Source organism: Streptomyces sp. NPDC028314 (assembly GCF_055565795.1).
Genome location: NZ_JBVHTP010000018.1, coordinates 145901 through 160636 on the forward strand (window position 1 = coordinate 145901; position 14736 = coordinate 160636).

Consider the following 14736-nt stretch of genomic DNA (forward strand, 5'->3'; position numbering starts at 1 on the left):
GGGGCGGCTGCGGTCAGCGGGCGGTCTCCGCCGTGACCGGCAGCTGCCCCGTCAGGTAGCGCTCCCGGCACAGGCCGCGCTGGACCTTGCCGGAGGAGGTGCGCGGTATCGCGCCCTTCTCCAGGGCCACCACCGCGTCCGGGGCGTGCCCGAGTTGCTCGCGCAGCCGCTTCATGACCGCCGAGGCGATCTCGGCGTGGTCGTCGAAGCCCTTCGCGGCCTCGAACGCGACGACCATCCGCTCGGTGCCGGGCAGCGCGAACGCCGCGCACACCGGCCGTACGCCCTCCACCCGGGCGGCGACGTGCTCGTAGTCCTCGGGGTACAGGTTGCGTCCGGCCACGATGATCATGTCCTTGAGCCGCCCGCAGACCACCAGGCCGTCCGGGGTGCGGTAGCCGAGGTCGCCGGTGCGCAGCCAGCCGTCGCCGAGTACGGCCGCGGTCGCCTCCGGGTCCTGCCAGTAGCCCTGCATCAGGGAGGGGCTCCGCACCCAGATCTCGCCGACGCGGCGTTCCTCCAGCGGTTTGCCGTCCTCGTCCCGGATCTCCACCTGGACTCCGGGCACCGGCGGCCCGCAGACCGCCAGCGCGCGGGCGTCCGGGGCGCCGGCGGGCACCGGGCGGGCGGCGCCGCCCGCCTGGAGGCCCTCGCGGGAGACGTGGTCCCAGTCCAGGGGCCGGCCCTTGACGCCCATGGCGACGGCCAGGGTGGCCTCGGCGAGCCCGTACATCGGGGTCATCGCCTCGGGCCTGAGGCCGTGGACGGCTCCGGCCTCCATGAACTGCTCCAGGGTCGCCGCGCGGATCGGCTCCGCCCCGTCCCCGCACACCTCCAGGGCGGACAGGTCGAGTTCGCGCGGCCGCAGCCGCATGCCCTGGCCGGCCAGCCCGTAGGCGAAGTTCGGGGCGACGGTGCTGGTGGCCCGGAAGCGGGACAGCGCGTCCACCCAGGAGTCCGGCCGGGCCAGGAAGTCCTCCGGCGGCTGGAGCACCAGCTTGATCCGGTAGGCCATGCCGGACAGCACGGAGATCAGTCCCATGTCGTGGTAGAGCGGGAGCCAGCTCACGTGCACGCTGCGGTCCCGCTCCAGTCCCAGGCGCTCGCAGCACACCGCGGCGTTGGTGAGCATCTGCCGGTGGGTGAGCGCGACGGCCCGCGGCAGGCCGGTGGTGCCGGAGGTGAACTGGAGGTACGCGAGGTCGTCGGGGCCGGCCGGCGGCGGCCCCGTGATCTCCTCGCGCTCCGAGGCCAGTTCCCCGCAGGTCAGCACGGGCCGGTCGCCGGTGATCCGGCCGCTCACGAAGTCACCGAAGGCGTCGGCGACCACCACGCAGCGCGCGTCCACGTGGTCGAGCCGGCGGTTGATCTCGGCGACGAACTCCGGCAGGTCGGACAGCCGGTGCGGCAGCGGGAGGATGACGGGCACGGCGCCCGCCCGCCAGGCCCCGAACAGGCTGAGCAGGAAGCCGGGCGAGGTGGAGGAGACGATGGCGACGCGGTCGCCCTTGGCGACCCCGGCCCTGGCCAGGCCGCCCGCGACGCGCCGCGCGCCGGCGGCGAGCAGCGCGTACGGCAGCGGGGTCTGGTCGAGCTGCCGGTTGACCACGGTGATACCGCGTGAGGTGGTGGCGGCGAGCTCCAGCACCTCGGCCACGGTCACCGCGCCGAACATGTCCTCGGGCTTCGGGTGGTCCACGGTGTTCACTTCCCCGTTCATCCGGCGCTCCGCGCCAGTGTGTGCAGTTCCTCGATGAAGCGGTCGGCCAGGGCCCGGACCGTGGGCTGCGTGTGCAGGTTGGAGCTGTACGTCCACACCAGCCGCAGGGTGCCGTCCGAGACCATGGCCATCAGGTCGAGCGTGCGGGTGCGGTGGCCCAGGCCGCTGCGGTGGTGGCCGAAGGAGTCCACCACCGGGCGGGCGTCGCCGGTGAAGTACTCGCTGACGTCGCCCCAGAAGTTGAAGCCGATCTCCGGGACCGGTACGCCTGCCATCCGCTCCCTGACCTCCGGGTCGGGGTGCAGGTACCGCAACAGCCCGTATCCGACGCCCTGGTGGGGCATCTCGCGGATCTGGTCGCGCACCGCGTCGAGCCCGCCCGGACGCAGCACCAGCGGCGAGAGGGTGGAGAACCGGGCGACGGTGCGGGAGATGTCGAGCGTGTCGAAGACCCGCTGACGGCCGTGTCCCTCCACCTCGACGACCAGCTCCGGCTGCCCCGTCCACGCCGTGACGGCGCGGGCCAGTGCGGTCAGCAGCACCTCGCGGATCTCGGCGCCCCGCTCGCGCGGGAGCCCCGTCACCACGGCGGCCGCGGTCTCCCCCGTCACCTCCGTGAAGTGGCGCACCGCCGTGTCCTGGGTGTTGGGGCCGAGGCGGTGGTCCACGGGCAGCGGGGCGGGTGAGAGCGCGGCGAGCCTTTCCCAGTACGGCAGTTCGGCCGCGACCTCCTCGCTCGCGGCGTGGGCGCGCAGCTGCTCCGCGGACTGCGGCAGCGACGCGGTCTTGGGCGGCAGTGCCGGTTCGTCCCCCCGCTCGATGGCGAAGTAGGCGGTGCGGAGGTCCTCGTAGAACACCCGGGAGGAGTAGTAGTCCATGACCAGCCAGTGGGCGCTGACGAGGAGCCTGGGGCGGCGCCGCGGGCCGAGGTCGAACTGGGTGAGCTGGACGGTCGTGCCCGAGGCCGGGTCGAGTCCGCTGTTGCGCAGCTCCACGTGCCCGGCGATCTCCGCCTCCACGTCGGCGTCGGGGACGTGGCCGAGGTCGACTTCGGTGACCCTGGATTCGTCCAGCGGGCCGGCCCCGGGGAGTTCCGCGTACGGGCCGTGCTCGTCCCGCAGGAACCTGGCGCGCAGCCCGTCGTGGTGGGCGAGCACGACGGAGAGCGCCCGGCGGAGGGCACCGGGCTCCAGACGGCGGTCGAGTTCGAAGACGGGCCACATGCCGTTCCAGTGGCGGGACTCGGCGAAGTCCTGCTCGAAGAACCAGTGCTGGCTGGGCGAGAGGCCGGCGCGGCCGGTGATCTGCGACTGGTCGGCCCGGGCCGCCGGCCGGTCGCTCGCGTGGAGGGCCTGCCCGGCGATGGTCGGATGGGCGAAGAAGTCCACCAGGGCGAGGTGGAGGCCCTGTTCGGCGGCCTTGGCCACGGCGCGTACGGCGAGCAGCGAATCGCCGCCGAGCGCGTGGAAGTCGTCGTGCCGTCCGATCGTCTCGACCGGCAGCACCGCTGCCCAGGCGCGGGCCAGCACCTCCTCGGCCCGGGTCGCGGGCGCCTCGTGTTCCGGGGCGACGGCCTCGGGCGCGGGGAGGGCCTTGCGGTCGAGCTTCCCGTTGGCGCCCGTCGGCAGCCGGTCGAGGAGCACGACGGCCGAGGGGACCATGTACGCGGGCAGCTTGGCGGCGAGGTGGGTGCGCAGCTCCTCGTCCTCGAAGGCGGCGCCCTCCTCGGGGACCGCGTACGCGATCAGGCGCCGGGCGTCCTGCGCGACGACGACCGCGGTCCGTACGCCGGGGTGGCCGCCGAGCACGGCTTCGATCTCGCCGAGCTCGATCCGGTGGCCGCCGATCTTGACCTGGAAGTCGTCCCGGCCGAGGAGTTCGAGGATGCCGTCGGGCCGGTAGCGGCCGAGGTCGCCGGTCCGGTAGAGGCGCTCTCCCGTGGCCGGGTGCACGAGGAACTGGGCCGCGGTGCGCTCGGGGTCGCCCCAGTAGCCCCGGGCGACGCCCACGCCGCCGATGTAGAGCTCGCCGGTGACGTGGTCCGGCTTGTCGGTGAGCTCGGCGTCCAGGACATGGAAGGTCTGGTTCCGAAGGGGCGTGCCGTACGGGATGCTCCGCCACTCGGGGTCGATCCGGTCGATGGGGTTCCAGATCGACCAGATGGCGGCCTCGGTCGCGCCGCCGAGGCTGATCAGCTCGGGCGGGGCGGGGGCGAGCGCCCGGATCCGGCCGGGCAGGGTGAGCGGGATCCAGTCGCCGCTGAGCAGGGCCGTCCGGATGGAGGCCGGGAACGCGGCGCCCTGCCGCTCGCAGTGCTCGGTCAGCAGTTCCAGCAGCGGGGGGACGGTGTTCCACAGCGTCACCCGGTGTTCGTCCGCGAGCTCGGCCCAGCGGCCGGGGTCGCGGGACTCGTCCGGCGCGGGCAGCACCAGTGCGCCGCCGGCTCCGAGCACCCCGAAGACGTCGTAGACGGAGAGGTCGAAGCTCAGCGAGGACAGGCCGAGGACCCGGTCCCCGGGGCCGACGGAGAACCGGGCGCCGATGTCGTCGACCGTGTTCAGCGCGCTGCGATGGCTGATCATCACGCCCTTGGGGCGGCCGGTCGAGCCCGAGGTGAAGATGACGTACGCGAGGTCGTCGGGGCCGGTGGCCGGCGCCCCGACGGGTCCGTCCGGCACGTCCGGCCAGGGCTCCCGGTCGATGACCAGGCCGGTGACCCCCGTCGGGAGGTATCCGCCGGGCTGGGTGACGGCTGCCCTCGCCCCGCCCGCCTCGATCAGCTGGTCGACGCGCTCGCGCGGCAGGCCCGCGTCCACGGGCAGGTAGGCGGCGCCGGAGCGGAGCACGCCCAGCACGGCGGGGATCTGCTGCCAGCCCTTGTGCATGACGACGGCGACCAGCTCGCCCGGCGAGACGCCGAGCTCGCGCAGCCGGCGGGCCGTCTGGTTGGCGCGCCGGTCGAGTTCCCCGTACGTGAGCGTGCCGCCGGCGCTGATCACGGCGGGCGCGTCGGGGCGTTCGGCGGCCCGGCGGTCGAGGGCCGTGTGGAGGAGGCCGCCCGGCTGCGGGCCCGCGGTGTCGTTCACGGCCTCGCGCACGGCCCGCTGCTTCGACGGCAGGGCGACCGGAGGCGGCGATCCGTGCTCCGCGATGCCCTCGACGAGCTCCACGTACGCGGCGAACATGTCGTCGAGGACGCCTTCGGGGAACATCTCCTCCACGGCGTCCCAGCTGATCAGCAGGTCGCTGCCGCGCGCCACGACCTGGTTGTCCAGGTAGACCTGGGGCGTCTGCGAGATCGCGTACCGGGTCTCGAAGACCATGCCCTCGAGGCTGCCGAGGCTGTCCTGCTCCCGCAGCAGGCTGGTGAAGACGACCGGCATCCGCGCGTGCGTGCCGTCGTTGCGGCGGGCCAGCTCCCGCTGGACCTCGACGCCGCTGAAGCGGGCGTGCGCCAGGTCGCTGCGCAGCTGCGCCTGGAGCCGGCCGGCGGCCGTCGCCAGGTCGGGGGCGCCCGCCAGATCGCACTCCAGCAGGATCGTGCTCGTGAAGTCGCCGATGAGCCGGTCGATGTCCGCGTGCCAGCGGGGCCGGTCGGCGAGGGTGAGGTTGAGGGTGAACCGGGACGTGCGGCTCCAGGTGCGCAGCACCTGCGCGTACGCGGCGCACAGGAGCACGGAGGGGGTGACGCCCAGGGTGTTCGCACGCTCCCGGATCTGCCGCCAGACCCGGCCGGACAGGCGCCGTTCGCGGCGTACGAAGGCGGGGGCCTGGGTGTGGCGGCCGGTGCGCACGGGCAGTTCGGGGGCCTGGGGGAGCGAGCCGATGCGCTCGGACCAGTACGCGCGGGCCGCTTCGTGGCCGGGCTGCGCACGGTGTGCGGCGACGCCCTCCAGGTAGTCGCGGAAGCTCAGTGCGGGGGCCGGTCCCAGGGAGCCGGGGTCCAGGACGAGGCGGATCCATTCGGCCAGCAGTAACTGGAGGCTGCCCGCGTCGGCGAAGAGCAGGTCGATGCTGAGGTGGAGGCGGAGGGTGCCGGCCGCCAGCTGGTGGGTGCGTATCTCGTACAGCGGCCACGTGTGCGGGTCGAAGACCTGGGCGGCCATCTCCTCGCGGGTCTCGTGGAGCCGACATCGTTCCTCGGCTTCGGGCAGCCCGGCCAGATCGGCGTGTCGGAAGCGGTAGTACGGGACCTCGGGGGCCATCTGCTGGCGGCCGTCGGGCAGGAGGGTCGCCCGCAGCATGCCGTGGCGTCCGATCAGCGTGTTGAACGCCTCCTCGACGCGCTCGCGGTCCGCGGCGAACAGGTCCACCTCCACGTAGAAGTGGGCCGAGCGGCCGCCGAGTTCGAAGCCCCGGCTGCCCAGCCAGTACGCCTGCTGGACATCGGTGAGCTCGAAGGGCTCGTGGGCGCTGCCGGGCGCGGGGACGATCCGGGGCGCCGCCGCCCCGCCGTCCGTGCCGTGGTTGAGGAGCGCTTCGGCGAGGGTCTCCAGGGTGCAGTGGCCGAAGAACATCTCCAGCGGAAGGTCCGTGCTGCAGGCGGTGTCGATCGTCGACTTGAACCGGACGGCGTCCAGCGAGTCGAGGATCAGGGGCTCCTGGGGGTCGACCCAGCGGTCGTAGTCGGTGTTGACACCGGCCAGCAGGTCCCGGAGCTGGTTCACGCTCTCGTCGTGGTCGGGTATGGGCACAGCGGAAATCTCGGACATCGGTCCCCCGTATCGACCGGCGTGGTCGCGCCGGCGCGGTGTGCTATTGCGAATTGCCCTGCGCGTCGGCCACCTTGCGCAGGTAGGAGTAGATCCCGCCGTTGCGCGCGATCCACGCGGTCAGTCGTGGGGAGAGTGCGCTCATCACGTCCGCGACCTTCTCCATCACGGGCGCGACGGTCATCTCCACCTTGTTCTCCCGGATGCACTTGAGCACCGCGAGCGCCACCTCGTCCGGTCCCACCCGGCCGAGCAGTCTCGGACGTGCTCCGCCCTGCCAGGCCGCCGAGATGCCGACGTCGGCGATGAGGGTCGGGTACACCGCCGACACCCCCACGCCGGTGCCCCGCAGTTCCTCGCGCAGGGACCAGGTGAACCCGACGAGTCCGTGCTTGGCGGAGGAGTTGATGGTGGCGTACGGATAGGCCGTGCGGCCGCCGACGGAGCCGATGTTGACGATGTGTCCGCGGCCGGCCGCCAGCATGTCCGGGAGGACGAGTCTGGTCATCGCCTCGGCCCCGAACAGGTTGACCAGCAGCACCTGCCTGATGGTCTCGACCGGGGCGTCCTGGAAGCGGGTGATGCGCTCGATGCCCGCGTTGTTGACCAGCAGTCCCGCCGGTCCCAGCTCGCGGCGGACGGTTTCGACGATCCGCGCCTGGTCTTCCTCGTCGGAGACGTCCCCCGGCACGACGAGGGGCTTGGGGCCGTGGTGGCCGATCTGGTCCGCGGTGGCCCGCAGGCCCTCTTCCGACCTGGCCACCAGGGCCAGTCGGACACCGGCCCTCGCCAGGCGTCCGGCTATGTGGGGGCCGACTCCACGCGAGGCACCGGTGACGATTCCCACCACATCGTTCAAGTCGCGCACGTACATCGTCCTTTGCCGAGACGGAGTGACTTACCTGGAGCGGCGCGCCGCCCGCGGACCGCGGCCCTCATCCGGCGATCCCGGACGGCTGGGCGGCGGTGCGCCGGCCGGTCAGCACCTGGACCGCGACCGCGACCAGGCACAGCCCGGCGCCGGTGAGCGCCACCGCACCGATGCCGATGTGGTCGAGCACCGCCCCGCCGACGACGCCGGAGAGGCCGATGCCCAGGTACAGGGCGGACGCGTTGAGTGCGAGCAGCAGGCCGACGGCGGTGGGCGAGAGCTCGATCAGCCTGCGCTGGACGGGCGGGTTGAAGGCCCAGCTCGACACGCCCCAGGCGAAGAGCAGGACGGCGACGAGGGCCGTGCTGTGCGCCACGGACAGCACCGACAGGGTGATCACGCTGCCGGACACGGCCACCAGCAGCGGCAGCCGGTATCCGTAGCGGTCCGCGGCGACTCCGCCGACGACGTTGCCGATGGCACCGCCGATGCCGTAGCCGAACAGCAGCAGGCTCAGCCCGGTTCCGTGCGCTCCGACGGTCTCGGCGAGCAGCGGGGCCACGTAGGTGTACACGGTGAACACGCCGAGGCTGGCGGCCAGGGTGATGCCGAGGACGGCGAGCACACGGGAGTCCGAGGCCACCTCGATGCGCCGGCGCAGGGTCACCCTGGGGGGCGCCGCGACCTCCGGCACGGCCAGCGACACGGCGAGCGCGGCGAGCGCGCAGAACCCGGCGACGAGCCAGAAGACGCCGCGGTAGCCGAGCGGGCCGACGAGCAGCGATCCGGCGGGGACGCCGACGATGGTGGCCGTCACCAGCCCGCCGAACACCCAGGCCGCGGCGCGCGCCCTGCGCTCCGGACCGCTCAGTTCCGCGGCCACCGCGGTCGCCGCGGGCGTGAACACCGCGGCGCCCACGGCCGTGACGATCCGGGCGGCCAGCAGGACGCCGAAATCGGGCGCGATCGCGGCGAGCGCGTTGCCGGCCGCGGCCACCAGCAGGGCGGCGACGATCAGCCGGTGGCGGCGCCAGCCGCCCATGGCCACGGCGAGCAGGGGCGAGCCGATCGCGTAGGCCACGGCGAAGGACGTGGTCAGCAGCCCCGCCGTGGACAGGGAGACGGATAACTCCCCGCTCAGCTGCGGGAGTACGCCGGTGACGATGTAGCCGCTCGTCCCCACCGCGAACGCCCCGAGCGCGAGCGTGAAAACCTTGCCCAACACGAAAAGAACCCCCTGCGCCCGGCTGGTCAGCGCCGGACCTTGATCACGACATGCGTTCGCGAAGGCCTCGCGAACCCTGCCCAAACCACATTCCCACACCACGCAGTTGCGGGCCAACGGCAGAACTGCGCCAAGATCGAAAATGCCGCAAAGGGGTTCACGGCCCTCGTGCCGCGCCGTCCGGGGCCGGATACGCGCGGTCCGCCCACCGCACGGGACAGCGCGGTGAGCGGACCAGGCGACGGAGTGGGCGCTGCGTCAGCCCCGGTCGCCGGCGGACGGGCCGGCGCCGCGGACGCCAAGCTGCTCCGCCTTCGCGATGTCGGCGGCGGACGGCTTGACCCGGCTGAACTCGTCGTGGCCGACCACCGTCGAGCGCCACTGGTCGGCGGGGGTGGTGCCGGAGGTCAGCAGCCACTGGGTGACGATCCGCTCCTGGCCGCCGCCCACGTACTGGCCGCTCCACGTCGCGACGGAGTGCGCGTTGCGGTAGCTGTTGTGGTAGGCCACGGTCCAGCCCAGGGCGGTCCCGCTGCCGTCGGTGGCGGGGGCGCTGTCGTAACGGCCGGTCAGGACGTACTTGTTCTCGGCGTTGCCCACCGCGGACTCGTACGTGCCGACGAACCCGCCGTCCGCGGCCCGGGTGATGATCATCGTGGAGCCGAGCTGGTTGTACCACTTGCCGGCGATGCCCGGGCGGGTGGCCGCGTCGGCCCCGGCCGCCGGCGCCCGGGTGTCGGCCGAGGCGCTCGCGGACACGGTGACGAAGGTCAGGAGCACCGCGCAGAGCGCTATCAGGGCATTGCGTACACGTGTCATGACGTTTTCCCCCTGTGAAGGTCGAGGATCCCGACCGGTCCGCCGGGATCCTGGAAGATCGATGACGTTTCCGGGCGGCAGCGTAGTGCCCCTCGCCCGCCCTGTCCGAAGTCGGCGACCCGGACGTCGAAATACCGTCGAAATCAGGCCAGATGCGCTCCAGCCGTCCCGCACGAGCTCCCCGGGCGGCGGCTAAAGCGCGGCTTAAACCCGGCCGTGCGAACCGCCAAAACCGGGCTGACACGGTCAAACGCACATGGCTGCCCCCTGCACCGATGGCTACTGTGGCTCCGCTCGAGCCGCAACGCACGGCTCGGCTGACGGCCGAACGGGTGGGGGACATGCACGAGAACGCGGCGCCGAACGACACATCGCCGATCCGGACCGGACTCGCCTACCGGTCCATAGCCGTCGTGGTGCGCACGGCCTCCCGGCTCCTGGCGCGCCGGGAGTGGCGCGGTGCCCACCACCTGCCCCGCGAGGGCGGATACATCACCGTGATCAACCACAACTCCTACGTGGACCCGCTCGCCTACGGCCACTTCCAGTACGACAACGGCAACCCGCCCCGGTTCTTCATCAAGTCCTCGCTCTTCGAGGTCCCCGTCGTCGGGGCGCTGCTGCGGGCGACGCGGCAGATCCCCGTCGAGCGCAGCAGCCACCGGGCGGCCGAATCCCTGGACGCCGCGTGCGAAGCCGTACGGCGCGGCGAGTGCGTGGCCATCTACCCGGAGGGGACCCTCACCCGGGACCCCGCCCTGTGGCCCGGCCGGCCCCGGACCGGCGCGGCGCGGCTGGCGCTGATGACCGGCGCGCCCGTCATACCCGTCGCCCAGTGGGGCGCGCACGAGATGGTGCCGCCGTACGCCAAGGGCGGCCGGAAAGTACGGTTCCGCCCGCGCCCCACCCTGCGGGTGTACGCCGGTCCCCCGGTCGACCTCTCGGACCTGTACGGCGCCCAGCCGACGGTTCCCGTACTGCGCGAGGCCAGCGACCGGATCATGGACGCGATCGTGGCGCTGCTGGAGGAACTGCGCGGAGAACAGCGCCCGGCGCTGGAGCAGCCGGGCGGGGAGCAGCGCGCGGCGCTGGAGCAGCCGGGCGGGGAGCAGCACCCGGCGCTGGAGGACCGGTAGCCCGCTGCTCCCCGTACCGCCTCGCCGGCCCGGCCGGCCCGGCGGGCGCGTCAGCGCGTCGCCGCCCGGCGCGCCCGGACCACCTCTATCAGCACCGGCAGCATCGAGACGCCGATGATCACGAACACGGCGGGCAGCAGATAGCTGTCGATGCTGCCCTTGAGGGTGTCGCCGAGGCGGTACCCGAGCAGCAGGATGCCGGCCGTCCACAGCACTCCGCCGAGGGTGTTCCACAGGAGGAACACGCCCGCCTTGATGCCGAGCACTCCCGCCACCGGGTTGAGGAAGGTGCGCACGACGGGGATGAAGCGCGCGAGGACGATCGCCTTGCCGGCGCCGTAGCGCGTCAGGTACCCCTCGGCCTTCTCCACGTATTCCCGCTTGAACAGCCGGGAGTCCGGGCGGGCGAAGAGCGTGGGGCCGACGCGGACGCCGAGCAGGTGGCCCAGCTGGGCCCCGGCGATGGCGCACACCGGCGCGCCGACGAGCAGCAGCGGCAGGGAGAGGTGGAATCCGGGCCGGTCGAAGACCTCGGCGGCCGCGCCCGAGGCGCCGACCCCGGCCAGGAACAGCAGCGAGTCCCCCGGCAGGAAGAAGCCGACCAGCAGCCCGGTCTCCACGAAGATGATCACGAGGATGCCGAGCAGCCCGAAGGTGGTGATCAGCGACTGGGCGTCCAACAGGTTCACGGCTAGGTTCACAGGGCTCACGTGGGCTCCTCGGTAGGGAAAGGCCGGCCGCGGCGCAGCGGGGTCAGCGCGTCGCGGAGGTGGCGAAGACGGGGACGTACTCCTGGCCGGAGAGCGCGCCGATGGCAGCCATGACCGCGTCCGACGCCTGGCGCCGGGCCCGCGCGTCATCGGCGCGGCCCGCGAACTCCGACAGGTCCACCGGCTCGCCGAAGGCGATCCGGACCTTGGCCGGGCGGGGCAGGTGCCGGCCGGGTGCCAGCACGCGGTCGGTACCGGTCATGGCGACCGGCACCACCGGCGCCCCGGACTTCAGCGCCAGCCACGCCACCCCGGTGCGGGCCCGGTAGAGCCGGCCGTCCGGCGACCGGGTGCCCTCCGGGTAGATGCCGAAGACGCCGCCCCGCTCCAGGACCTCCAGGCAGGGTTCGAGCGAGGCCGCGGCCGCCCGCTGGTTGCCGCGGTCGACGGGGATCTGGCCGTTGCCGTGCATGAAGGACGACGTGAACTTCCGGATCCAGCCCGGTCCGTGGAAGTACTCCATCTTCGCCATGAAAGTGACGTGGCGGTCCACGACGAGCGGCAGGAAGGTGGAATCCAGGACGGAGAGGTGGTTGGAGGCGAGTACGACCGCGTCCGACCGCGGCACATTCTCCAGTCCGGAGGTCTCCAGGCGTACGGCATTTCGCAGCAAGGGGCCGGCCCACTGCTTCATTCGGCGGTACATCTGCATGCGGGACTCTCCGATCCGTTCCTGCGCTGCGGGACCGGACAGCACTGGTCAGTCGATTTCGATTGATCGTGCGGGACTCCGGGAATTGACCGGCCGGCAGTTCGCTCCGCAGACACCGATGGATATTAGGCATCACCCAACTGCCGGTCAAGTACACGCATTTCGCTGATCCGCCGCTGAATTCCGGCCGTGCGGACCGCTAAATTACGCCCAAAGAACGGGCGCTTCAGGCGCTTCAGGCGCTTCACGCGCTCGCGGCGCTTGAGGAATTCCGCGCCCGCTTCTGCCGTATGCCCACCAGGGCCACGGCCGAGCCGGCGAGGGCCACGGCCACACCCGCGGTGAGGGCGTACGCCATCGCGTCGGTGAAGACCTCCGCACTCACCGTCTCCCAGACCGCGGCCAGCCGGTCGGGCATGCCGGGAACGGGGCGGTGCAGGCCCACCGAGGCGTCGCCGGTCGCCCGGGCCAGCACCTCGCCGTCCGGCGGCCGCCCGCCTGCCTCCTCGGCCGCCGCGCGGACGAGTTGCCCGGCCCGGCCGCCCAGCATCGTGCCCATGACCGCGATGCCGATGCCGCTGCCGATCTGCATGCCGGTCTGGTGCAGGCCGCCCGCCAGACCGCCGAGGTGCTGCGGCACGCTCGCCACGATGATCTTGGTACTGCCCACCAGCGAGGGCGCGAGTCCCAGGCCCAGGGCGAAGAGCAGCAGGCCCAGTTCGAGCGGACCGGTCCCCGGGCCGAGCCGGGACAGTCCGTACGTGGCGGCGGCCGTCACGAGGAGCCCGCCCGCGACCACCGCGCGGGCGCCGGCCCGGCGCATCACGAAGCCCGACAGCGCGGCGGCAACGATCAGGGTGCCGGTGAGGGGCAGGACGCGGACACCGCCCTCGACCGGATCGAGCCCGAGCAGGTTCTGGACGTAGTACGAGATGACGAAAAGGGTTCCGATCATGGCGAACGACAGCGCCATGACCACGAGGAGCCCCGCGCCGAGCGCCGGGGTGCGCAGCAGCTCGGGAGGCATCAGCGGGTCCGCCGCGCGCTTCTCGACCCTGACGAACGCCCAGGCCGGCAGCAGGACGAGGGCGACGAGACCGGCGCTGCGCAGGTCCGCCGCACCGTAGGAAGTGATCTTGGAGACGCTGAAGAAGAGGGCGAAGAGCAGGACCGCGAGGACCGCGGCGCCGGGAAGGTCGAACCCGCGCACGCCGGGCCGTACGGCGCGGCGCGCGGGCCTGCCGCGCCAGACGAGGGCCCCCAGCAGGACGGTCAGCAGGCCCAGCGGCACGTTCAGCAGGAAGACGGCCCGCCAGGAGACGTGGGCGACCAGCAGTCCGCCGACCACCGGCCCGGCCGCGGTGGACACGGCGATGGCGGCGCCGCGGATGGCGATCGGCATGTCGAGCCGGTCGTCGGGATACGTCTCCCGGAGCAGCCCCAGGGTCGAGGGCTGCAGCACGGCGCCGCTGATCCCCTGGAGGACCCGCAGGGCGATCAGCCAGCGGGCATCGTGGACGGCGGCGATCAGTGCGGAGGTCACCCCGAAGCCGGTGACCCCGATCAGGAACGCCCACCGGTTGCCGATGCGGTCCCCGATGCCGCCGGAGATCACGAGGAGGCTGCCGACGGCGAGCAGGTACCCGGTGGTGACCCACTGGACCTGCTCCAGGCTCGCCCCGAGGTCGCTCTGGAGCGCGGGCTGGGCGAGCAGGACGACCGTCCCGTCGAGCGAGACCATCATCGCGCCCAGCGCGACGACCACCAGGACCAGCCACGCCCTCCCCGGCTCGAAATCCGCACGGCCCGGGTCCGCACCCGGTGTCGCGCCGGAACTCCGTTCGCGCATACGTGACATGCAAACCGCCTTGAAATCTGGGTGGATTGAGGGGGATCGCCCGCGACGATATCCGAGGCGAGGCGGATGACAATCCCGCCCGGCAGCCCCCGCGGCCGACTCGGCAAGGGACGACCGCCCCTGGCGCTAAAGCGTGGGCATGCGACCGGTAAATCGGGCCGGATCGGCCTTGAGTTGGCCCCCGGCACTTCGCCATAGTGAGCCGCCGAGACGGAATCCCGCCTGCCAGGATGGCGGCGGGTCCGCGCAGTTGGCCGTGATGATGGACTCCGGGAGATTCGATGGATGGCCGCGAGATCGTACGCAGGACCCTGTCGGCGGCAATGACCGCCTACTTCCGGCCCCGCATCAGCGGTGTCGGCAATATTCCGAAGTCCGGCCCCTTTGTCGTGGCGGCCAATCACCTTTCCTTCTCGGACCACATATTCCTCAGCATCCTGGTGCCGCGCCCGGTGCATTTCGTCGGCAAGGCGGAGCGCCTCGGCCGCACCGGGCTGCGGGGGCGCCTCAGCAGCTGGTTCTTCCGGCAGGTCGGCATGATCCCCGTCCGCCGGGACGGCGGCCGGGGCGGCATCGCCGCGCTGGACATCAGCCTCGACCTCCTGCAGCGCGGTCTCGGCGTGGGCATCCACCCCGAGGGCACCCGCTCCCCCGACGGCCGTCTCTACCGCGGCCACACGGGAGCCGCGTGGATGTCTCTGGCCACCGGGGCTCCCGTGGTGCCGTGCGGGCTGATCGCCACGGACCGCGTGCAGCGGCCCGGCCGCCTGCTGCTGAAGCGGACCCCCTTCGAGGTCCATTTCGGCCCGGCGCTCTCCCCCGCCGAGTACGCGGGCCGGGAGAAGCAGAGCCTCACCCGCCGGCAGTTCACGGACCGGATCATGAACGAGATCCGCGTCCTGTCCCGGCAGGAGCACGCCGGCGAATTCGCCGTCAAGGGAAAGGCCCTGGCCGCAGGGTGACCCCCGCCGAG

At 72.7% G+C, this 14736-nt stretch carries 10 protein-coding genes; 2 read left to right on the top strand and 8 right to left on the bottom strand.

The window, feature by feature from the left end; all coding sequences use genetic code 11:
• Positions 1–13 precede the first annotated feature (13 nt).
• From ACZ4TG_RS33220 to ACZ4TG_RS33240, 5 genes are all read right to left on the bottom strand, one after another.
• Positions 14–1720 (bottom strand): fatty acyl-AMP ligase, encoded by a 1707-nt coding sequence (locus ACZ4TG_RS33220; RefSeq protein WP_468170280.1) that lies wholly within the window; start codon positions 1718–1720, stop codon positions 14–16.
• The gene (locus ACZ4TG_RS33225; protein WP_468170283.1) at positions 1717–6414 is read right to left on the bottom strand and encodes an amino acid adenylation domain-containing protein; all 4698 of its coding nucleotides are present in this window, start codon (positions 6412–6414) and stop codon (positions 1717–1719) included. The genes ACZ4TG_RS33220 and ACZ4TG_RS33225 overlap by 4 nt, the downstream gene beginning before the upstream one ends.
• 61 nt (positions 6415–6475) lie before the next feature.
• Positions 6476–7300 carry an SDR family NAD(P)-dependent oxidoreductase gene (locus tag ACZ4TG_RS33230; RefSeq protein ID WP_468170286.1) on the bottom strand — a complete coding sequence of 275 codons (825 nt, stop codon included), beginning with the start codon at positions 7298–7300 and terminating at the stop codon, positions 6476–6478.
• 67 nt (positions 7301–7367) lie between these two features.
• On the bottom strand, positions 7368–8528 hold the full coding sequence (locus ACZ4TG_RS33235) for an MFS transporter (protein ID WP_468170289.1): 1161 nt from the start codon (positions 8526–8528) through the stop codon (positions 7368–7370).
• Positions 8529–8786: 258 nt separating this feature from the next.
• Positions 8787–9347, bottom strand: coding sequence for a streptavidin (locus ACZ4TG_RS33240; RefSeq protein WP_468170291.1), 561 nt, complete (start codon positions 9345–9347; stop codon positions 8787–8789).
• Positions 9348–9688: 341 nt separating this feature from the next.
• On the opposite strand from ACZ4TG_RS33240, the gene ACZ4TG_RS33245 reads away from it, so the two are divergent.
• The gene (locus ACZ4TG_RS33245; protein ID WP_468170294.1) at positions 9689–10483 is read left to right on the top strand and encodes a lysophospholipid acyltransferase family protein; all 795 of its coding nucleotides are present in this window, start codon (positions 9689–9691) and stop codon (positions 10481–10483) included.
• Positions 10484–10533: 50 nt separating this feature from the next.
• On the opposite strand, the gene ACZ4TG_RS33250 is transcribed toward ACZ4TG_RS33245, so the two are convergent.
• The 3 genes from ACZ4TG_RS33250 to ACZ4TG_RS33260 form a co-directional block, all read right to left on the bottom strand.
• Positions 10534–11193: a DedA family protein gene (locus ACZ4TG_RS33250; RefSeq protein ID WP_468170297.1), complete on the bottom strand. Its 660-nt coding sequence runs from the start codon at positions 11191–11193 to the stop codon at positions 10534–10536.
• Positions 11194–11236: 43 nt separating this feature from the next.
• Positions 11237–11905, bottom strand: coding sequence for a lysophospholipid acyltransferase family protein (locus tag ACZ4TG_RS33255; protein WP_468170300.1), 669 nt, complete (start codon positions 11903–11905; stop codon positions 11237–11239).
• A 244-nt stretch (positions 11906–12149) separates the two neighbouring features.
• Complete coding sequence (locus tag ACZ4TG_RS33260) at positions 12150–13763, bottom strand: MFS transporter (RefSeq protein WP_468170303.1); 1614 nt, start codon at positions 13761–13763, stop codon at positions 12150–12152.
• Between the two features lie 281 nt (positions 13764–14044).
• On the opposite strand from ACZ4TG_RS33260, the gene ACZ4TG_RS33265 reads away from it, so the two are divergent.
• Positions 14045–14725, top strand: a complete 681-nt coding sequence (locus tag ACZ4TG_RS33265) for a lysophospholipid acyltransferase family protein (protein WP_468170306.1) — start codon at positions 14045–14047, stop codon at positions 14723–14725.
• The last annotated feature ends 11 nt before the right edge of the window (positions 14726–14736 follow it).

Bases quoted from the DNA above. Each gene is read 5' to 3' on its own strand.
- ACZ4TG_RS33265 (WP_468170306.1), top strand. From the start codon at position 14,045: ATGGATGGCCGCGAGATCGTACGCAGGACCCTGTCGGCGGCAATGACC.
- ACZ4TG_RS33240 (WP_468170291.1), bottom strand. From the start codon at position 9,347: ATGACACGTGTACGCAATGCCCTGATAGCGCTCTGCGCGGTGCTCCTG.
- ACZ4TG_RS33245 (WP_468170294.1), top strand. From the start codon at position 9,689: ATGCACGAGAACGCGGCGCCGAACGACACATCGCCGATCCGGACCGGA.
- ACZ4TG_RS33260 (WP_468170303.1), bottom strand. From the start codon at position 13,763: ATGTCACGTATGCGCGAACGGAGTTCCGGCGCGACACCGGGTGCGGAC.
- ACZ4TG_RS33220 (WP_468170280.1), bottom strand. From the start codon at position 1,720: ATGAACGGGGAAGTGAACACCGTGGACCACCCGAAGCCCGAGGACATG.
- ACZ4TG_RS33255 (WP_468170300.1), bottom strand. From the start codon at position 11,905: ATGCAGATGTACCGCCGAATGAAGCAGTGGGCCGGCCCCTTGCTGCGA.